General features: G+C 46.9%; 18 protein-coding genes and 1 pseudogene. 16 read left to right on the plus strand and 3 right to left on the minus strand.

The window, feature by feature from the left end; genetic code table 11:
• The first annotated feature begins 9 nt into the window (after positions 1–9).
• Both U1E44_RS08275 and U1E44_RS08280 read left to right on the plus strand, forming a co-directional pair.
• The gene (locus U1E44_RS08275; RefSeq protein WP_322930598.1) at positions 10–6,315 is read left to right on the plus strand and encodes a DUF6443 domain-containing protein; all 6,306 of its coding nucleotides are present in this window, start codon (positions 10–12) and stop codon (positions 6,313–6,315) included.
• Positions 6,316–6,495: 180 nt separating this feature from the next.
• Entirely contained in the window at positions 6,496–6,909 is a 414-nt protein-coding gene (locus U1E44_RS08280) for a hypothetical protein (RefSeq protein WP_322930599.1), read from the plus strand.
• A 96-nt stretch (positions 6,910–7,005) separates the two neighbouring features.
• Here the strand turns inward: U1E44_RS08280 and U1E44_RS08285 are convergent, their stop codons facing one another.
• Positions 7,006–7,338 (minus strand): helix-turn-helix domain-containing protein, encoded by a 333-nt coding sequence (locus U1E44_RS08285; protein WP_322930600.1) that lies wholly within the window; start codon positions 7,336–7,338, stop codon positions 7,006–7,008.
• Between the two features lie 159 nt (positions 7,339–7,497).
• Here U1E44_RS08285 and U1E44_RS08290 point away from each other — a divergent pair, with 159 nt between their 5' ends.
• Genes U1E44_RS08290 through U1E44_RS08310 form a run of 5 tightly spaced genes read left to right on the plus strand, consistent with a single transcriptional unit; the run spans position 7,498 to position 11,676 of the window.
• Entirely contained in the window at positions 7,498–9,084 is a 1,587-nt protein-coding gene (locus U1E44_RS08290; RefSeq protein WP_322930601.1) for a hypothetical protein, read from the plus strand.
• On the plus strand, positions 9,084–10,130 hold the full coding sequence (locus U1E44_RS08295) for a tyrosine-type recombinase/integrase (protein ID WP_322930602.1): 1,047 nt from the start codon (positions 9,084–9,086) through the stop codon (positions 10,128–10,130). The genes U1E44_RS08290 and U1E44_RS08295 overlap by 1 nt, the downstream gene beginning before the upstream one ends.
• A complete protein-coding gene (locus U1E44_RS08300) occupies positions 10,123–11,049 on the plus strand; it encodes a tyrosine-type recombinase/integrase (RefSeq protein ID WP_322930603.1) in 927 nt (308 codons plus the stop codon). Before U1E44_RS08295 ends, U1E44_RS08300 begins: the two co-directional genes overlap by 8 nt.
• A gap of 28 nt (positions 11,050–11,077) precedes the next feature.
• On the plus strand, positions 11,078–11,371 hold the full coding sequence (locus tag U1E44_RS08305; RefSeq protein WP_322930604.1) for a hypothetical protein: 294 nt from the start codon (positions 11,078–11,080) through the stop codon (positions 11,369–11,371).
• Entirely contained in the window at positions 11,371–11,676 is a 306-nt protein-coding gene (locus tag U1E44_RS08310) for a type II toxin-antitoxin system RelE/ParE family toxin (protein WP_322930605.1), read from the plus strand. Before U1E44_RS08305 ends, U1E44_RS08310 begins: the two co-directional genes overlap by 1 nt.
• Before the next feature lie 1,301 nt (positions 11,677–12,977).
• On the opposite strand, the gene U1E44_RS08315 is transcribed toward U1E44_RS08310, so the two are convergent.
• Positions 12,978–13,157: a hypothetical protein gene (locus tag U1E44_RS08315; RefSeq protein ID WP_322930606.1), complete on the minus strand. Its 180-nt coding sequence runs from the start codon at positions 13,155–13,157 to the stop codon at positions 12,978–12,980.
• A gap of 235 nt (positions 13,158–13,392) precedes the next feature.
• Here U1E44_RS08315 and U1E44_RS08320 point away from each other — a divergent pair, with 235 nt between their 5' ends.
• Together U1E44_RS08320 and U1E44_RS08325 are read left to right on the plus strand one after the other, a co-directional pair.
• Complete coding sequence (locus tag U1E44_RS08320; RefSeq protein WP_322930607.1) at positions 13,393–14,838, plus strand: RHS repeat domain-containing protein; 1,446 nt, start codon at positions 13,393–13,395, stop codon at positions 14,836–14,838.
• A gap of 4 nt (positions 14,839–14,842) precedes the next feature.
• Positions 14,843–15,364 carry a hypothetical protein gene (locus tag U1E44_RS08325; protein ID WP_322930608.1) on the plus strand — a complete coding sequence of 174 codons (522 nt, stop codon included), beginning with the start codon at positions 14,843–14,845 and terminating at the stop codon, positions 15,362–15,364.
• A gap of 92 nt (positions 15,365–15,456) precedes the next feature.
• On the opposite strand, the gene U1E44_RS16780 is transcribed toward U1E44_RS08325, so the two are convergent.
• Positions 15,457–15,882: an IS110 family transposase gene (locus U1E44_RS16780; protein WP_323673866.1), complete on the minus strand. Its 426-nt coding sequence runs from the start codon at positions 15,880–15,882 to the stop codon at positions 15,457–15,459.
• Between the two features lie 105 nt (positions 15,883–15,987).
• Between U1E44_RS16780 and U1E44_RS08330 the strand changes: the two are divergent.
• From U1E44_RS08330 to U1E44_RS08360, 7 genes and pseudogenes are all read left to right on the plus strand, one after another.
• Positions 15,988–16,541, plus strand: a pseudogene (locus U1E44_RS08330) (REP-associated tyrosine transposase).
• A gap of 280 nt (positions 16,542–16,821) precedes the next feature.
• A complete protein-coding gene (locus tag U1E44_RS08335; protein ID WP_322930610.1) occupies positions 16,822–17,085 on the plus strand; it encodes an addiction module protein in 264 nt (87 codons plus the stop codon).
• On the plus strand, positions 17,058–17,393 hold the full coding sequence (locus U1E44_RS08340; RefSeq protein ID WP_322930611.1) for a type II toxin-antitoxin system RelE/ParE family toxin: 336 nt from the start codon (positions 17,058–17,060) through the stop codon (positions 17,391–17,393). The genes U1E44_RS08335 and U1E44_RS08340 overlap by 28 nt, the downstream gene beginning before the upstream one ends.
• Positions 17,394–17,783: 390 nt before the next feature.
• Entirely contained in the window at positions 17,784–18,032 is a 249-nt protein-coding gene (locus U1E44_RS08345) for a hypothetical protein (protein WP_322930612.1), read from the plus strand.
• Positions 18,023–18,316 carry a type II toxin-antitoxin system RelE/ParE family toxin gene (locus tag U1E44_RS08350; RefSeq protein WP_322930613.1) on the plus strand — a complete coding sequence of 98 codons (294 nt, stop codon included), beginning with the start codon at positions 18,023–18,025 and terminating at the stop codon, positions 18,314–18,316. The genes U1E44_RS08345 and U1E44_RS08350 overlap by 10 nt, the downstream gene beginning before the upstream one ends.
• 442 nt (positions 18,317–18,758) lie before the next feature.
• A complete protein-coding gene (locus tag U1E44_RS08355) occupies positions 18,759–19,475 on the plus strand; it encodes a hypothetical protein (protein WP_322930614.1) in 717 nt (238 codons plus the stop codon).
• Between the two features lie 22 nt (positions 19,476–19,497).
• Positions 19,498–19,893, plus strand: a complete 396-nt coding sequence (locus U1E44_RS08360; RefSeq protein WP_322930615.1) for a hypothetical protein — start codon at positions 19,498–19,500, stop codon at positions 19,891–19,893.
• Positions 19,894–19,898: the final 5 nt, after the last annotated feature.

Raw genomic sequence — 19,898 nt, forward strand, 5'->3', positions numbered from 1 at the left:
AAGGGTGCGATGGCAGTTTCCAAAAAACATTTATACCAGCAAACAGTAAGAAAAATGGAAAGATCATATAAAATCACCAAACCAATATTGCTTTGTTTCTTAATGGGCCTATCAACGTATGGCATGGCACAAAGCGGTTGTTTTGCCGCCGGTACCAATTTATCCTTTCCGGGATCCGGTGGAACCCAATACTCTACGATCCAGGGCGGATGCTCGGATGGATCCCCACTTGATTACCAAATAGGGCAAAAGCCGAGTTGGGTCGTTGCTTTCCTGTCCGGTACATACTCCGTCAGTGTCACCGCATCGGCCAATACCACAGGGACATCCCGGAGCGGCAATGTTTCACTTGTGAAAAATGGGGTCCAAATAGGTGTGTTTTCAGTTTCTCAAGCTGCTGGAATTGTTACAGTAGGACAAGTTAGCATCACCTCTGGATCGACCCAGAGATGTTCCGGTAGTGGTACTTCGGATTATAATGCCTCGGCAACGAATGCAACTAGCTACTCTTGGAGTATTGCTCCGACGAGTTCAGGTACGATTGATAATAATGGGACGGTAACATGGAACAGTAGTTTTTTTGGTACGGCAACTGTTCAGGTAACCGCCAATGGACCTAATAATAGTAGTTCAACAGCAACCAGAAATGTTACAGTAACGGCTGTTTCCACTCCAGGCTTACAAACAAATACCACTGAATTCTGTGATGGTGGCCAGGCAACACTGACCTTAGGTCCATTACAAAGTAGTGTCAGATATGAATTACTTCGAAATGGCAGTGCAACAGGGTTTGAAGTCATTACTGATTCAAGTGGTCAACCCGGCGGTAAAACATGGACCATTACCTCGGGTGGAAACTACTCAATTCGCGCAACACAACAAACCACTCCGTACTGTAGCATTACGTATGGATCTTTAGTGATAACCCAAAAAGCCGGCCCGGGAAGTCCTTTGATTAATGGCCCAAGTCAGCTGTGTTCGGGTACCTCCCAAACAGATTTTAATATTTCAGGCGGTTCCCCTACAAATACTTATGTGTGGTCAATATTAAATGGTGGCACAGCTACGATAAATCCCAGCACAGGGATTGTTACATGGAACGGATTTTTTGGTACGGCAACCGTCAGATCTACAGCCACTTCCGAATGTGGAACGACTACAAACATCAATAAAAGTGTTACAGTAACAGCCGTTTCCACCCCGGGTCTACAAACGAATACCACTGAATTCTGTGATGGTGGCCAGGCAACACTGACCTTAGGTCCATTGGAAAACAATGTCAAATATGAATTGCTCAAGGGAGGTGCGGCAACCGGAACAGAAATAACCACTACTCCGAGTGGGCCAGGTGGAATCGCATGGAATGTTACAGATGGAGGTACATACTCAATTCGTGCAACCCGGCAAAACAGTCCCAATTGCTCCATTACCTACGGGTCATTGGTAATTACCAAGAAATCTGGGTTGGGCAGCCCAGTATTAAGTAACCCAGCAACAAGGTGCAAGGGAACAGGCACTTCTCCCCTTAATGTTAGCAATGGTTCAGGTAGCAGTATATACGCATGGACATTAACTAACGCAGGGAACTCCACCATCAACGGTTCTGGTACCTCGGCAACCGTAAATTGGCATGCGGATTTTTCGGGCACTGCGACAATTACAGTAAACGTTACCAGCGAATGTGGCACCTCTACCACATTGGTCAGGTCCATAATAGTGACTGAGCCTGTTATTTGGCATCAGGACACCGATGGGGATGGGTACCCGGACCCTAACGGCCAGGTGGTGCAGCAATGCACCAAGCCATCGGGGGGTTGGACCTCCGACCCCCAACCACTTGTGGATGTGTGCCCCGATTATGCCAACCCCGCCAGTGGGACCAATGGATGCAATCAGGATTGTCTGCCATTTTCGGTAAGCCCGGACACTGTTCAGTTTGGCAGTAGCGGGGGGACCCAAACGGCACAGGTGGATTTTGGCTGCACTTCCGGCTACAAAATCAGTGTGGGGAACATCCCCGATAATGCGGACAACTGGCTGGGCATCACCTTGAACGGACAATCCCTGACCATTGTGTGCCAGCCCGGTACCGATGCAAAGGATGTAACCGTCCCGATACAGGTCAACGGAAATTCCGGTGGTGGGATCCGTGTCCAAAGGAACACACCACCACCGCCGCCACCGCCGCCATCCTGCACCATATCCGGTTTCAACGGCAGTACCTTTGCGGCAGTGGGCGAGACCAAGAACTACACGCTCTCCTATTCCTACTGCCCGGCGAACATTTTCTTCACCTTCAAGGAGGTCATCAACGGGGTCGAACAGAACCTCCCGCCATGGGTAACGGTATCGCAGCCCTCGAGCACACAGATAAGCGTTACCTTTGCCCAGAATTCCGGGACCGGTAGTAGGAACATAATCCTCATCGGGAAACGCCAGGATGGCGGAAGCCCGGGAATTGGCGGGACTTTTTCACAGGACTGTTTTCAGAAAAGCTGGTATTTGGATGCCGACAATGATGGTTTTGCCCTATCCACCATGGTCTCCTGTACAAATCCCGGAACAGGATATACCCAAACGGTGCTGCCATTGGGGGACTGCAACGACAGCAATGCGTCCTTGCACCCGAACACCATCTGGTACTCTGATACTGTCGATGGCGACGGGCTTGGTGATCCGAACGATGTTTTATTGCAGTGTAACCAGCCCACCGGTTATGTTTTGGACAATACCGATCTCTGTCCCGGCATATATGCGCCTACCAATGCATGTTTGGACCCGGTCCCTCCCGGCCTTACCGACCAGAACTACGTTTACTCCCGCACCTACCAGGTCCCGAACACAACGGTGCTGGACCCGCAGTTCTTCACCCAAAACGATGCCCTTGTCCAGCAGGTCACCTATTTCGACGGCCTGGGCAGGCCCGTGCAGCAGAACGCCATAGGCGCATCGCCCTCCCGGGCCGATATCCTTACGCACATCTCCTATGACGGTTTTGGGCGGCAGGACAAAGACTGGCTGCCCGTGCCGGAGCCCCTTGGAGGCCCCGGCAGCTACAGGGCCACCGACCTGGAGGCCGAGACAAAGGCCTATTACTACGGGAATTTCGGGGGTGATTTCAACGGCGTTCCGGTGGCGGACAGCAACCCCTACTCCCAAAAACGCTTTGAGGCCTCGCCCCTGAACAGGGTATTGCAACAGGCCGCCCCCGGTGCCGACTGGAAACTGGGCAACGGGCATGAGATCGGGTTCACCTATGCGGCCAACACGGTGGCGGACAGCGTTCGGCTGTTCACCGTGGGGCTGGCCTTTGCCGACAACACCTATTCGCCCACCTTGCTGGACGGCGGCGGCAACACCTATTACGCCGCCGGGGAACTGTTCAGGAACATCACCTATGACGAGAACCACGCTTCCGTGGGCACTCCCCCTTTGGGGGAGCCGGAAGGGGCTGACAAGCTCCACTCCACCGAGGAGTTCATCGACAAACAGGGACGTGTGGTCCTGAAACGCACCTACGCTTCCGCGGGCACTCCCCCTTCGGGGACCCCGGAGGCCTATGACACCTATTATGTGTACGACGACTTTGGCAACCTTGCCTATGTGCTGCCGCCCAAGGTGGACACCTCCGACGGCATCTCGGCCACCGAGCTTGCGGAGCTGTGCTACCAGTACGTATATGACCACCGCAACCGGGTGGTGGAGAAGAAGATACCGGGCAAGGGCTGGGAGCACATCGTCTACAACAAACTGGACCAGCCCATCATGACACAGGATGCCAACCAAAGGCTTGCCAACGAATGGCTCTTTACCAAGTACGACGCCTTTGGCAGGGTGGCCTATACGGGCAAGGCCGTGGATGGCCGTGGGAGGATTGCAATACAGGCAGAGGCCAACGGCCTCGCCACCGCATTGTGGGTCGAAAGAACGGGGGCGCCGTTGAGCTTTGGCGGTGCCCAGGTCCATTACGGCAACACCGCATACCCGACCACAACATTGACCGAGGTTTTGACCGTCAACTATTACGACAACTATGCCTTTGACCTTGCCGGGGGCACCGGTCCCGGTCCCGTTTTTGGACAGGCCACGGCTTCCAATGTCAAAGGATTGCCCACCGGGGCCAAGGTAAAGGTTTTGGATGTTTCCCCGGCCAAATGGACCACCACCGTAACCTATTATGACGATAAGGGAAGACCTGTCCATACCTACAGCCACAATGAATATCTGGGCACCACTGATATTGTGGCCTCCAAATTGGACTTTGTGGGCAGGCCCGAAAAGGTGAAGGCATCACATATCCGGACCCTGAGCGGAGTCGAAGGGACCATAACCACCCTGGACAATTTTGCCTACGACCATGTAGGTAGGTTGTTGGCCCAGACGCAATGCATTGGCGATGCAACCATGGGCGACACCTGCCCCGCGGGCGAGAGCCTGCCCGTTGACCTGGCATTGACCGGGAACGTCTCCACCCTGCAACGGGCCACGAACAGCATCACGGTGGCCAATGGGACGCTTTTGCCGGGGACAACGCTTTCCATCACCGACGGCAGCGCACGGGAGCTCATCGCTTACAACGACTATGACGAACTAGGGCAATTAAGGGCCAAAAAAGTCGGCGGGCCGGTAGCACCGGCGGGCGATTACCAAGGCACCGCAGGGCTGCAGACCGTGGACTACGCCTACAACGTGCGGGGGTGGCTCACAAAAATAAACGATGTAACGGAGGCGGTTCCCACAAAATTGTTTAACTTTAGCCTTGGCTACAACACGGGTGCGGACCCGCTGTACAACGGGAACATTGCACAATCCCAGTGGCGCACGGCCAACGACGACAGTTCTTTGAAATCCTACAGCTATACCTACGACCCGCTCAACAGAATTACGTCTGCATTTGACGATACCGCCGACAATCGCTACAGTCTCACCAACGTGTCCTATGACAAGAACGGCAACATAACGAACCTTGTCAGGAACGGGCATAGGGACATAAACGTGACGACTTTCGGGCTGATGGACAATCTCACCTATCAGTACAATGGAAACCAATTGAAGTCGATAGATGATGCGAGTACGGCAAGTTCGGTGACCGGATTTATAGATGGGGCAGAGAGTACTACGGAATATCAATTTGATGCGAACGGCAACACCATCCGTGACGACAACAAGAAGATAACGGCCGTGGAGTACAACCACCTGAACATGCCCACCAAGATAACGGTGACGGGCAGCAATGCAGGTATATTGGACTATGTCTATGCCGCCGACAGGACAAAACTCAGGAAGATAAACAGCAACGGAACCACCACCGATTATATCGGAAACTTCGTTTACGAAGGGGGGAACCTGAAACAGATAACCCACCCAGAGGGATATATCGAACCTGACGGACAGGGCAGATATGATTATGTTTATCGCTATGTTGACATATGGGGCAACACGAGGCTGACCTATGCGGACGACAACGGCGATGGGTCAATCGACCCCGCAAACGAAATCAGGAGGGAGCAGAACTACTACCCCTTCGGATTGGAGCACAGGGGCTACAATGGCATAGCATATGGCGTGGAGAACAACCTGAAGACCTATCAGGGGCAGGAGTTTACAAAGGACTTGGGCCTTGATGTTCACGAATGGAAATTCAGGATGAGCGACCCCGCCATAGGTAGGTTCTGGCAGGTGGATCCCTTGTCCGAAAAGTATACTTATAACTCGACATATGCGTTCCAGGAGAATAAACTGGGAATGGGAGTGGAACTTGAGGGGTTGGAAAAAGTCGACTTTGATGACATGCTGAAGGAAGGGACTAGAAAAACGAGTGCTGCATTAGGAAAGTTAGGTAATAACCTCACTACGGGAGAAGCAAAAAGGCAGTTGCAAAATGGTGTGTCAAAAGATCCTTTGGTAGAAGTTAATAATGAACAGAAGAAACAAATAATTACTGAAAGTGCTATTGCGGAATTCAAAGAAGGTGCAGGTCCAGCTTTGAAGGGAATTGCTTTTAAGGCAGCTGATCAGGCAAAAAAAGATGTAGGAATCGTAGATGACGTTATAGGCGCAACTGCAATGGCAGGAATCGGAAAGAAGTTATTGCCTGTTACTGGAGCTATTGATGTCCTTGGCTCGATAGTAAAGATGGCATTGTTTGCTTCAGAGGGCGATTCGGAAGGAGTTATAAATGAGGCTGTCGACTTGGTTGTTGATCAAACTACCGAAGAGGTGGTTAAAAATGGTCCAATGCCTGAGGAAACAAAACCTGCAGCAAAGAATGTTTTAATGCGCATATATGATCACATAGTAGGAGATGATGAGTAATACAATATACCCTGGGGTAATTCTACTGATTTTGGGCATAATATACAGTATTTATAATTTTAAGAGAATTAATAAACGGCTCAACATGGAGGATGATTATGGTAAATCCGTAATTTTTCAAGGTTTTTTTGTAGGTTTCGCTATGATATTAGCAGGTATTTATCTTATAATAATGAAATAATGCTAAAGAAGAAATGTATCTTTATTCTTTTTGCCATTACCTTTGGATGTGGCCCAGAGCAGGATATGTTTAAAGAAGGTAAGTTTAAGTTTTATCCTGAGGAAGGGCTGCAAATGATTATTGAAAGAAACAATAAATATCAGCTTGAATATTCCATGGATGGGCGTAGGAGTGAGCTATTTAAGATATACTGGCAGGGTGACTCAATATATCAGTTGGAGTCCATACGCAAAAAGGACTCTACCGATTTCAATAATCTGTTTGTTAAAATAGACAGTATAATTAATGACACTTTATATTTGACAAGTTATATGAAAGGCATAGACTTTACCGTATCAAGTAAAATGATAAGAATCGATAATAATTTGAGCGATAAGTTGAAATGGGCCTTGAAAAGAGAAACCCTTCCCTAGTGCCAGTCCCGATAGCTCGGAAGCAACCGGTACCGTACCGGGTAGGAAATAAATAATAATGAAGATAAGGGCCACGACAGCAATGTCGTGGTTTTTTTAAGCGTAGGCTTTTTTGGCCTTGGCATCCCTAATGGCAAGGTCAAGGAATTTTACGACCATTGCCTTATCCTCATTGTCCATATCCTGTATGGCTTGGAAACGTTTAAGGAGTTCTTTATCCTTAATGGCAATATTATCATCACTCAATAAAGAATCCGCAGAAACACCAAGCGCATCAGAGATAGCCTTTAAGGCATCAGCTGGCGGTATACTCGTGCCCAACTCGTAACGGGAAAGGCTTTTGTTGTTCACGCCCGAAATCTCCGCAAGCTCCGCTTGGGATAGGTTCTTTTGTTGCCTGTATAATCTTATGCGCTCCGCTATGGTCATAATCGAGAAATACTTATTAAAAACTCCTCTAAAAAGTGAATATTAGACAAATATAAGCAAGATAAATTAAAAAAATCCACAAAGTGTCTTGTGCATCATTCTCATAATTGTTACTTTTGGGACAAATATGGGAATAATATTTTTTTAACTTTTTTTAAAATGGCACTAAACGCATCAAACCCGAACAACTACGAATACACCACCAACCATTTAGAGATACATATTTTAGGGGGCATCAAGACCACCAGACTGGAAACCCTCCGCATAACGCTATCGATACAGAAAGCCCCCCTGCCTTCGGCATCTCCCCGAAGGGGAGAAAACCACGGCCCCGTTGTCCGGCACTCCATCGACCTGTACAACGACAACCAAGTGGAGAAATTTACCCGAACGGTGGCTGAACGCCTGGAGATAGGTACGGGCGTTGCCCGAAGGACATTGCAGGACCTGACAAGGGAACTTGAGAACCACCGTTTTTTGTTAACGGAAAAGGAGGCATCGGCCAACGCACCCTATAAAAAGGAACTGTCCGCACGGGAGACCAAGGAGGCCGAAACCTTCCTAAGGTCCAAGGACCTGCTCGAAAAGACCAACGAACTCATCGGCAGATCGGGCGTGATCGGCGAACATACCAACCGTCTCTTGATGTACCTGATCTTTACGAGCAGAAAAACGGCCAGCCCCTTGCACTGTATCAGCTTGGGGAGTTCCGGAACGGGAAAAACACATCTGCAATCCAAAGTATCGGAACTCATCCCGGAAGAGGACAAAGTGGAAATCACGGTACTATCCGCCAATGCCTTTTACTACTTCAACAGAACCGAACTACAGCACAAATTGATATTGATAGAAGATCTGGACGGAGCGGAATCCGTACTTTATCCGTTACGCGAACTGCAATCGAAAAAGCGGATTACGAAAACCGTGGTACACAAGGACAGCAAGGGAACGACGAAAACCATCCATCTTACCGTCGAGGGCCCTGTATCGGTCGCGGGATGTACCACCCAAGAAAGTATCTACGAGGACAACAGCAATCGAAATTTTTTACTTTACATAGACGAATCGGCAGAACAAGACCAACGCATCATGCAATACCAACGCGCCGTGTCGGCGGGACAGGTAAATGAAAACGAGCAACACGAATCAAGGGAATTATTACAGAATGTACAACGTGTACTTAAACCCATAAAAGTCATTAATCCGTATGCCATGTACTTGGAGCTTCCGCAATCCGTATTCAAGCCCAGAAGAACCAACAGCCATTATCTACAGTTCATAGAAGCGATTACCTTCTTCAAACAATGTCAACGGGAAAAGAAATACGACGAGCAGACGGGCGAGGAATATATAGAAACCTTCATCGAGGATATACAGGAAGCGAACGAACTGATACAAGAAGTTTTATTGCGAAAAAGTGATCTGCTCAACGGTGCTTGCAGAGGCTTTTTCGAAAACCTAAAAGCCTATCTACAAAAGGAAAACCAAACTACGTTTACAAACTCTGAAATCCGTAGAACCCTAAGACTGAACCCGAGCAACCAAAAAAGGTACATGGTACAACTGCAACTGGCCGACCTGGTACGAAAGGCCAAGGGCGACAAACGGAAAGGGTATCATTACGAAGTGGTCAGCTATGACGATTACGAGGACACCAATAAGCAGATAGAAATACTATTGGACTCAACATTGAAAAGTTTGGAAGCCTGTCACGAGCCTAGCCGGGTGGTTCAAAGTGGTCCATAATGGTCCAAAGCCCAAAATGGACCAATAGCCTATCTGAAAACCAATCGTTTAACCAAGTAGTTCACAAAATCCTGAAAATGCAACCGACCCATGAAAAAAGTCGAGAGCCTCGACACGCAATTATGAAGAAACTAAAACTCGAAAACCGAACGTACAAAGAATTATTAATCGCCTTTAAGGCGTGGTTGGGGGTGTTGGGCTATAGCAGAAGTGCCAAGGAAAACTATCCCCGTTACCTGCGTGAGTTCCTTTACCATATAGAGCAAAAAGGGCATGACCGATTACATACCGTTACGGCCACGAATATCAAAGATTATTACTCCTACCTGAAAGAACGCCCCAATCAAACAACAAACGGGGCACTCAGCAAGGCAGCTTTGAACCAGCACCAACAGGCACTCCGGAAGTTCAACGAATACCTGAAAAAGCACAACGCCGGACCCTTGCCCGTACACCTTCGGGCGGAAGCGAAAAAAGAGGAAGGCGATCGATCGGTGCTTACCCAAGAAGAAGTAAAAAAGCTGTTCGCGGCATCGGAACACAGTTATGTAATGCCCCACGTATGTATGCGCGATAAGGCCATGTTGGTAGCATTGTACAGCTGCGGACTGCGGGCCAACGAGGCCGTATCGCTCGACCGGAAGGACATCCTTTTTGACAGGGAACTGGTCTTTGTCCGAAAGGGCAAGAACTATAAGGAAAGATATGTCCCCGTCAATTATAGGAACCTGAAAATATTGGAAGATTACCTATACGATGCCCGCCCTATATTCCACAGGGCGAACCAGACGGAGGCTTTTTTTATCGGGCAGCAGGGCAAGCGGTTGGGGCCGCAAAGTTTTGGCAACCGTTTGGATGTTCTTGTCAGGATTACGGGCGATAGCGGACTGCAAGAAAAAAGACCTACACCGCACACCCTGCGCCATAGCATCGCCACCCATCTTTTGGAGCAGGGCGCACCGATGGAGGGCATCCAGCAATTTTTAGGGCATGCCTCGTTGGGGACAACTCAAATCTATACACACTTAGTTGAAAACCATGAGTAAATTAAATGCCTGCGGTGGCCCACCGCTGAAGGGTTTTAGAGAATATCTTGAAAAGGAAAGGTTCAGCAAGAGCAGCATCAAAACATACACCTTCCAAGCCGAAAAGTTCATCGAGTGGACGGAAAGCAGCGGTCACGGATTTATAGACTTCGATTACAAAAAAGCGGTCAACTACGTTGCATATCTGCAAAAACGGCATGCCAACATCCGGACCATCAACGGCAAGATAGCCGCCACGAGACAGTACTTCAACTTTCTTGTGGAAAAGTGCGAAGCATCTGAAAACCCCTTTGCCGAAATATTGGTCAAGGGAGACAAGGCCAAGAAGATGTTGCAGAATATCCTGTCCGCCGATGAACTCGAAGACCTGTATTACAGTTACGAAACCGAGAACAGGACCGATAAAAGAACCAGTAGCATATTGGCGGGCAAACGCAACAAGGTGATGTTGGGGCTTATGGTCTATCAGGGCCTGTCGACCACCGACATGAAACGCCTAAGGCCCGAACACGTAGAACCACAGAAAGGGAAAGTCTATATCCCGTCCGGAAAAATCGGCGGGCGCAGGGAACTGGCATTGATGCCGTGGCAGGTCATGGAACTGGTGGAGTACCTCAATGACACTTGGCCGCAACTTGCAAGAAGAAAAAACACCGATGGAGAACTGTTCCCCGTCACCAACGGAAGGCTTACCGATACCGTTGCACATATCATCAAAAAGCTTCGGAAGGTCAACCGAAAAGTAAGGAACGGCCATCAGATACGGGCAAGTGTCATCGTGAACTGGCTGGAAAAACACAGCCTTAGAAAAGTACAGGTCATGGCAGGGCACCGACGGATAAGCACCACCGAAAGATATGTACAGGAAGACCTGAAACAGTTGCAGCAGATCATAAACACCTTTCATCCCCTGCGCTGAGCTTATCGAAGCGATTAAAATAAGAACTATGGAACGAAAATCGTACCTTTACCTTAACAAAAACAGAAAGAAAATGGCAACCTTGGATCTAAGACAGAGCGTACTGGAATACGTTAAGAAGGCCGATAGCAGGTTCTTGAGGCTCGTCAAGGCCATGGCCGAAAACTACCATGAAAATGACGATGTAGTGGCCTATACCGTTGACGGAAAGCCCTTGACCGTGGAACGGTACAACCAAGAACTGTCGGATGCCGAGGCCGAGATCGAAAGGGGCGAGACCGTTGCGGTCGAAGACCTTGAAAAAGAAGCGGACAACTGGTAATGGCAAAACTCAGGACCGTTTGGACGGACAGGGCAAAGGCCCAATTGAAGCAGATACACGATTACCTGAAGTACGAGAAAAAGACCCCACAGGGAGCGGCCAACGTAAAGCGTGACCTTATCGAGGCCAGTAAGGGCGTTGCCTACTCCGGGCAATACCAAAAGGACGACATCAACCCCAGTTACAGAAGGATCGTCGTCAGGCACTACAAACTGGTCTACAAGGAGGATAAGGGAAAGATCATCATCTTAAGGGTCTTCGATACGTTGCAGAATCCCGACAGGCTGTTGAAGGGAAACGAATAGTCCCCAGGGCAAAAAGCCCACGCCGCTCGCATACTCACGGCTCGCCCTGTTCTTTTAGCCCTTCCCCGCCAGCCGCCGATGCAGCTTTTTATGCGCCAGCGCACTTGCAGCAGATCGCAGCTTGCCCCCACACTCGCAACTCCGATCAGCTACGCCAACGGGAAAGCTATGCATAAAAACCTGCCCCAAGCTATGTTTACATAACGGTCTGTTATAGGAGCAACCGCAAAAAATTACGTCTGAAAATCAAGAACCGTAATGCGGTGGTCCTATAACGCCATTATGTAAAATATCCGCTCTTCCCACGCCCACTTCCGAACTGAAAACCAACATTGGAACACAAAAGGAACATCCAAAAATCGGAACGGTAAAAAACAAATGGCAAGTTGTGTTTTGAGTACCTTAAAACTAAAATAGTGCCTAACGGAAAAGCTGGAAAACGGCAGAGCAAGAGGGTAACACGCACGGCGATGTTACGTTGCCCCAATCCCTTTAAAACCAAGGGTCGGCGAAACCTTCCAAAACCCGTTTTTTACGAAATTTACAGTAAAACTCCTTGGAAGCCCCGAAAACAGGCATTTTTTTACTGTAAAAAGCACCTTTGCGTGACGCTCAATCGGCGCTTCGCCTATCATTTTAAAAAGCCGAAGATTGATGAAGTCCGTTGCCAAATCCCAAGTTAAATGCCTGTAAATCTTCGCCTTTTTAAAACGTTTGCACCTGAATCAAACGTTTTAAAAGTTGATGTAACAGAGGCGGAATAAAGCGTGGAGTTGCATCAGCTTTTAAAATGAAACAACCGCAGGGCGTTAGTCTCCATAATCTCTTACAATCAATAACGGAAATAGCAATCGAAGTTCCGAACCGAGCGTGGGCAATGGTCGGCTATTTTACATAGTTGTATTATGGGGCAGGAATCAAGGGAATGTACCCATAATGCCCAATTATGTAAACATAGCTTGGGAAAAATGCTTTTGCCCGTTCCCGTTTTACAACTCTTTCTTACCCCTGAAAAACCTGTACCGAGCTTGCCGAAGATCAATCCTAAACCACTTAAAAAGTGTTGTAGGGAACATTGGGGCTAAAGCATTGTGCGGCTGCAAGGGAGCAGGGCGAGTACAAAGGCTTGTTGCTTTTGGGCAATAATATGGACTTGCCCTGCGCGGACTTCTTAAACCAAAGTTCTTACGCAACTAATGATCTACAAATTTGGTGTTACAGACTAGGTCGAGCTGATGTTCTTTTTTTGTATTAACCCAATGAACATGCCCCATGAGAAAGGTTCGATAGGGGCTGTCCTTTTAAGTAAAACGGCCTTCGGGTAAATTGTAACGAAATACGGGAAAAATGGAAATACAGTTAAGTTGGTCATGGTGGCAGGCCGCATTGTTCATAGCCACGATAATATTGGCATTAAGGGTAAGCGGAAAGGAAGCTACCAAAGTAATAAAGGGAATATTCAAGCGTTGGTTATCGGACAAGTGAAATCACTATCTTTAAGCCAACCGATGTTCTTTGATATAAATTTTGGGCCGGCCGGCCGAAAAACGTGACCGGAATAGAAAAAAACGCCTTAATTAAGGTTACGACCCCCTGAACCGGATCACGGCGGCCACCGACAATACCGGAAAGTACAACCTATCGAACGTAACATACGACAGGAACGGGAACATCCTCACCCTCAAACGGGAGGGATGGACCGTTGCAAGCCCTTCGTTGGCCAACAATACAGGCTTCGGCACCATGGACGACCTGACCTATTCCTACAACGGGAACCAGCTCAAGGCCGTTGACGACAATATCGCGGCAAGTGCGGCGCAGGGCTTTGTGGACGGGGCCGAACTGGCAACCGAATATTCCTATGATGGAAACGGCAACATGACCTCCGATGCCAACAAGGGGATCACTGCCATTGCGTACAGCCATTTGAATTTGCCCACCCAGATTACCTTTGCCACGGGAAATATTTCGTATATTTACGACGCAACGGGAACCAAAATGAGGAAAACAGTGAGCACAGGGGCAACCACCGACTATGCGGGCAACTATGTCTATGAGAACGGCACCTTGCAGTTCTTCAACCATGCCGAAGGGTACGTTGAACCTGATGGTTCGGGAGGATACGATTATGTCTATCAATACAAGGACCAGATAGAAAATGTAAGGCTCTCGTATTCAGACCTTGACGGAAACGGTTCTATAGACCCAAATACAGAGATTTTACACGAGCGAAATTATTATCCGTTTGGATTATTGCATAAAGGATATAATAACGTAATTAATGGAACTGTAAATAATAGGCATCAATATCAAGACCAAGAATTTACAGAAGATTTAGGTTTAAATGTACACGAATGGAAGTTCCGTTTTAGTGACCCAGCGATTGGACGTTTTTGGAGCATCGACCCTCTGGCCGAGGAGTACAACTACCAATCGCCCTATAATTTCTCGGAAAACCGTGTGATTGATGGCTTTGAGTTGGAGGGGCTGGAATTTGTACCGATAAACGGTGACGGCATTGCAAGGTCTATTGAAAGTAGTGTCAAGGAGATATACAATGACGTAAAAGGATTTTTTAACCAGTTCAGCGAACCCGACGACATCAATGTCAACAATGTCGGTTTTGATGTTGGAGCGGGCGTTAAAAACTTTAAACTTGGCAATTTGGCGACCATTTCGGCAGAAGGTTCTTTAGCCAGTTTGAGCTTTGACAAAAACAATAATGAACTGAATTTAACAGGCCCTAGTGGATCTTTGGGTATATTTTTGGGAAATAAAGATGTAGGACTTTCATTGTCAGGAGAATCAATAAACATTGGATTAATCAATAAAGATGTATCCATTGGTAGTTCCGAAGCAGAATTTAATTTCTTCGACATTGGTCTAGGAAAAGATAATGGTGCAACAGGAGGGGCTCATCTTGCACAGTTCTCTTTATTTAATACAGATAGTAAAAACCAATGGTTCCAAGGCAATTTTGGAAATAGTGGCAATCCAAATAGATTGATAGATGCAAATGGTGATGGCAACATGGAATCAATGTTGATAATCGGTGGAGAGGCCAAATTGGGAGTTAAATTTGATTTTGAATGGAATGTTGACCAAACGATGTCACGATTTTTGGGTGGCTCGGGATTGGGGAGTGAATGGAAAAAAGACTAGATAGATGAAGAAAAGAAGATATAAGGTTTTGACCATATTAGCCATATTGGGAGTTTTTGTCTTTGGTCTCTTGGCATGGTATTTTTTTAATAGTCCTGAAGGTAAGGCAAAAGACGACTTTATCGAAAATTTTGATTTAGAATTGAAAGGCGAAGTTCTGAATATTCAACAGAACAGATACGGTCAATACTTAGTCTGTCTAAAGGTTATAGAATCAAACTATGAAAATTATTTTCCCATACATGACCCCAATAAATTCCGATCGGATAATTCTGATTTTTGGGAAAAACGTTTCTTTATAAAGGTTCAGGATAGTTTAGCAACAATTATTCTAACCAATAAAAACACCACCAAAATTCTACATAATAAAATTAAAAGAGGTAGTATAATCGAGGTCAATACCGATGGTAAGAAGGGTTATGATGTCTATGACGGTCAGTCTAAAAAGCATCTTGGAGGGATATTCATATTGACCGCCCCAATCAGGGACAATATAGAAAACAGTTGTCTGGAAAGAAAGTTCTGATAATTTTTGTTCGCACACCCCGGCTAGCGCGGATTTGCACCATAAATCCCCCCCGTATTCTATGATAAAACCAAGCCAAAAAAGTTAAAATTTCAGGCCGCGTATTTTAGGTTGTCCACATACGGCGAGCCTCTTTTGACCACGGCGAACATACGTGCGATCAATTTGTTGCGTATGATGTTCAGTGTACTCATTTTGTTCCTGCCCTCCAAGGTCCTTTTTTCGTAATAGAGGCGCATCTCGGTGTTGAACCTGATCGATGATAGGGCGCAAAGATGTAGCATTGCCTTGAGCTGACGGTTGGCCAGGTGCGAGACCCGTGTCCTTGCCTTGACACTGGTGCCGGAACTGAACTCGAAGGGCGCCACCCCGCAATAGGAAGCGAACTTGCGCCAGCAATCGAACTTGGTGAAATTACCGGTATACACAATGGCCATTATCGCCGTTTGCCTCCCGATGCCCCGTATGCCGGTCAATAGGGCATAATTGCGTCCAAGGCTTTCATTGGACGTTATCATTGCGTCTATCTCCCGATGGCGCGGATTTGCAATCCGTGCCCTTGAAATGAAGAAAGTCGGTTATAACCAACTATAAAAAGCCGTAGATTTATAATTTTTTGACGAATGTCTACAAAGTATAAAGCAACGACGACAGAGGAAGCCTATTTTCTAACCATTACAACCGTTGGTTGGGTAGATGTCTTTACCCGGTTAAATCAAAAATATGTTATACTGAATGCCCTGAAATTTTGCCAACAAAGTAAAAACTTAGAAATATATGCCTATTGCATAATGGGCAGCCATGTACATTTGCTCTGTAAGGCAACAGGTGGCACCATACTGTCCGATGTCATCAGGGATTTTAAAAAGTTCACATCAAAAAGAATCATCGAAACCACCATTGAGGGGCCAGAGAGCAGAAGGGAATGGTTACTGGAATATTTTCAAAAAGCCTGCCGGCATTTAAAAAGGGAACAACACTATAAAGTTTGGCAAGATGGGCACCGTGCAGAGCACATTTATAGCAATTCTTTTATTGAACAAAAGATAGCGTATATCCATAATAACCCTGTAAAAGAAAAAATAGTTACGCTGCCGGAGGACTATTATTTTAGTTCGGCAAGAAACTTTCAGGTTTAGAGAACGAATTGGACGTATTGGTTTTAAATCTGTTTTGAGGCTTTATTAGGACTTGTTACCAGCACGGATTGCAAATCTGCGCTATCGGATTTCTTTCAAATTTCCGATCGGGTCCAATAGGGCGTTAGTTAATCGCATTCGTGCTAATTGAACTGGACATCGGCACATAAGTTCCACTGAAAAATATGTAGAAGACGATTTGGAAACTTATGCGAAATCGTCAACAACTTCCATCCGATCGGGTAAACTTGAAATCACGATCTGTGATGTCCAAAAAATTGGGTGTCGCAAATTGCGACCACTATAAAAAACAAAAATATGGCACAAAAACCGTACATTTGTTATACCCGAAATACAGAAATCATGGATCTAGAAGCACGGAAATATCATTTTATAAAGGAACTGTTCAGTATTGACAGAGAAAGCATTATAGATACTTTGGAGCGTGTTTTAAAGCGCGAAAGGGAAGAACACGAAGAGATTTCTACAACGCATAAAAAAGAACTGGACAATCGTTTGGAAAGCTACAAAAACAACCCCAATGATGTCTTGGATTGGAAAGACGTAAAGAACGATTGGTGATGGGCCATAAGATTAAGTTACTGCCCATCGCACATATGGATTTACGAAAGGCAAAAAAATGGTATCACGAAAAAAGTGAAACATTGGCCCAAGAATTTAAGGCAGAAGTCAATAAAGAAATCGATTATATTGGGGAATATCCAGAACACTATCAACGAAAGTACAAAGAGTTGCGACAGTCCTTGGTAACCCGTTTTCCTTATGCCATTTTTTATTTAGTCGAAGAAGAACAAAAGCAGATTGTTGTTTTTGGGATTCTGCACACAAGCAGAAATCCCGAAATAGCACGAAAAAGAACTGGGAAATAAAAACAGGGAAAGAACCACGGCTCTCGCCGTGGTTCTTTTATTCATGCCTGAGTTCGATCAATCCAAAATGCTGGTTTTCGATACAATCCCGAGTACGGGATCAAACTGACGCATTTTGGATTAAAAAACTCATTCCCGATATACTTTTCTCCCCGACTATCTTATCGGGATAAAAGAACTCCCCCCTATTTCCAAGGGTGCAACGGGCGGCTCAAGGGCAAGCCATATCCCGCCAAAAGTTTTAAGGGAAGGATCGCCACGGTCAAAAATCCGATCTGTGGAATTCTTTCAGGTAGCAAATTGCGGACTTGAAACCCGACATCACAAATTGTGATATCAAAAGCAGCAATGGTTTAAGCAAATGGCAATAAAATATAAATTATCTTTGTTATGAGCATAAAAGCATATCCTATGAACATCGAAGCGACAAAACTGGAATTGATGCACCTACTGTTGCAAACACAGAAAGAGACCTTATTGGCAAAAGTGAAGAAAGTGTTCGAAGATGAACACGTAGATTGGTGGGACGATATGGACGAAGAAGAACGAAAAGAGGTTGAAACAGGTCTTGCAGAAGCGGATAAAGGGGAGTTCACATCGCACGAAAAAGTGATGAAACGCTTTGATAAATGGCGTTAAAAATAGTTTGGGCACCACAGGCAGAAAAAGGTCTGGGCAAGGTTCTCGAATATCTTGAAGAAGAATGGTCGGCCAAGGAAATCCTTGTACTGGAAAAGCGGATCCTTGACCTTATGGAGCGTATCTCGAAATATCCAAAAATCTGTCCACCTACTGGAAAATACCCGAACGTTCACAAAGGATCGGTGGACAAGAACAACTATATCATCTACCGTCTAAATCCCAGAAAAAAGTCCATCGAGATCATCAACTTCAGGGGAACGAAACAAAAGCCAATAAAATAAACATCCGTCTCCGTAAGCCAGGCGCCCAAGGCAGGGCTTTGTGTGCCAAAGTCTATGGTGGCACATTGCTTGTTCTGCCCGAAATTGGACCATCGTTGGAAACCCGTTCCGCAAAAAAGCAAGATCCCCGATGGCGAAGATTTGCAATCCGTGACCTTACCCCATCCCAGAACGGGCATCTTTCTGCCCGTGCCGTCAAGAGTAAGAAATAAAAAACAGGGAAAGAACCACGGCTCTCACCGTGGTTCTTTTTCTCTGTACCATTTACCAGACCGGGGGGAGGTCCCAACCCCCTAAGATTCACGGTCCCGTTGCCTCCATCGCAACGGTAAGGCCTTTTCAGGTCATTTTTCGTTGAAACGCAAGGGGAAATCCGGGATTTCTACCCTTTTAATGCAACACTTATAGGATAAATACGTTATTCCTTATAAGAATTTTAGGTATGAAATCGATACTGTTTGTGCCGCTTTTGGCTTTTGTATGTTCCTGTGCCCCTTTGCGGCACAGCCAATTAAAAACAGCGACCCTTCCCGGTCTCGGGGCGCTCGGAAAACCCGGCAAAAAAATATTGCAAAACAATTTTCACCCCTATGGGCATCCTTCGTTGGTAACACCCGTGGCGGTGGCCATGAAGGAAGTTCCCTTTAGCCGCTCGGAGTTTCGGAAATTCGCCGACCTTAAAAGGGCCAAAGGCCAGGAAACGACCGTTGTCTTTGTGGATTCGCTGCCCAACAAGCCCACGTACACCCTTTTGGAAATTACGGACATGCTCGCATTGCAGCAGCAATTGAACGCAAAGGAAAACGACCGGGCACGGAATTACCTTGCCAAAGAAGGGGAGGCCCGACTGGTGCACCGAATTTCCTTCCGCTTGGAAGGGAAACAGGCACAGGCCCTGTCCAAGGCCGAGGGCATCTTCCTCACGGAGGACCGACATGGCCTGTTGGAACTGGAATGTGTACTGGGTCGGGAGCGACAGCGTATCGCGCTTTCCGATCTGGATATCTTTGATTACGGTACCGTCGGTTTCTGCTGGGAAGCGGATCGGTACGGAAAGGAAAACATCGCTTTGATCAGCATTGGCAAAACCAATTGCCCCAGGGGCACTTCCCCAAAAGCGCACAAACTGGACAACACCAAATCCTATCTTAAAATATGACCCTTGGTTTAAAGCACATACGATGAAAAAAAACAGACTAATACGATCCGCTTTTATAATGGGAACCCTGGGTCTGTGCTCCTGTGAGGATTTACTGGAGGTACCGGACATTTCCAACGCCACCATAGAACTACTGGCCCCAAAAGACAGCACCGTGGTGAATACGGCCACCGTAAATTTTCATTGGAACGGTATTTCGGATGCCGATGGTTACCTGGTCCAGGTGGCCGCCCCAAATTTTGAAAATGCCTCCCAAATCCTACTGGACAGCATTATCGTGCTCGACAGTGCCTTTGTGGGCACCCGGGCCAGCCTTCCGCTCCCCAATGGCAGCTTCCAATGGCGGGTAAAGGGCATCAATAGTGGCTTTGAAACGGGATTTTCCACCGCAGCTTTTGAAGTCAATATAACCCCCTAAATGCT

This window comes from Aurantibrevibacter litoralis (assembly GCF_034651555.1).
GTDB lineage: Bacteria > Bacteroidota > Bacteroidia > Flavobacteriales > Flavobacteriaceae > Aurantibrevibacter > Aurantibrevibacter litoralis.

What these genes read in the sequence shown, in the direction of transcription:
- U1E44_RS08275 (WP_322930598.1), top strand. Translation starts at nt 10, where the DNA reads ATGGCAGTTTCCAAAAAACATTTATACCAGCAAACAGTAAGAAAAATG.
- U1E44_RS08280 (WP_322930599.1), top strand. Translation starts at nt 6,496, where the DNA reads ATGCTAAAGAAGAAATGTATCTTTATTCTTTTTGCCATTACCTTTGGA.
- U1E44_RS08285 (WP_322930600.1), bottom strand. Translation starts at nt 7,338, where the DNA reads ATGACCATAGCGGAGCGCATAAGATTATACAGGCAACAAAAGAACCTA.
- U1E44_RS08290 (WP_322930601.1), top strand. Translation starts at nt 7,498, where the DNA reads ATGGCACTAAACGCATCAAACCCGAACAACTACGAATACACCACCAAC.
- U1E44_RS08295 (WP_322930602.1), top strand. Translation starts at nt 9,084, where the DNA reads ATGGTCCAAAGCCCAAAATGGACCAATAGCCTATCTGAAAACCAATCG.
- U1E44_RS08300 (WP_322930603.1), top strand. Translation starts at nt 10,123, where the DNA reads ATGAGTAAATTAAATGCCTGCGGTGGCCCACCGCTGAAGGGTTTTAGA.
- U1E44_RS08305 (WP_322930604.1), top strand. Translation starts at nt 11,078, where the DNA reads ATGGAACGAAAATCGTACCTTTACCTTAACAAAAACAGAAAGAAAATG.
- U1E44_RS08310 (WP_322930605.1), top strand. Translation starts at nt 11,371, where the DNA reads ATGGCAAAACTCAGGACCGTTTGGACGGACAGGGCAAAGGCCCAATTG.
- U1E44_RS08325 (WP_322930608.1), top strand. Translation starts at nt 14,843, where the DNA reads ATGAAGAAAAGAAGATATAAGGTTTTGACCATATTAGCCATATTGGGA.
- U1E44_RS16780 (WP_323673866.1), bottom strand. Translation starts at nt 15,882, where the DNA reads ATGATAACGTCCAATGAAAGCCTTGGACGCAATTATGCCCTATTGACC.
- U1E44_RS08335 (WP_322930610.1), top strand. Translation starts at nt 16,822, where the DNA reads ATGGCACAAAAACCGTACATTTGTTATACCCGAAATACAGAAATCATG.
- U1E44_RS08345 (WP_322930612.1), top strand. Translation starts at nt 17,784, where the DNA reads ATGAGCATAAAAGCATATCCTATGAACATCGAAGCGACAAAACTGGAA.
- U1E44_RS08350 (WP_322930613.1), top strand. Translation starts at nt 18,023, where the DNA reads ATGGCGTTAAAAATAGTTTGGGCACCACAGGCAGAAAAAGGTCTGGGC.
- U1E44_RS08355 (WP_322930614.1), top strand. Translation starts at nt 18,759, where the DNA reads ATGAAATCGATACTGTTTGTGCCGCTTTTGGCTTTTGTATGTTCCTGT.
- U1E44_RS08360 (WP_322930615.1), top strand. Translation starts at nt 19,498, where the DNA reads ATGAAAAAAAACAGACTAATACGATCCGCTTTTATAATGGGAACCCTG.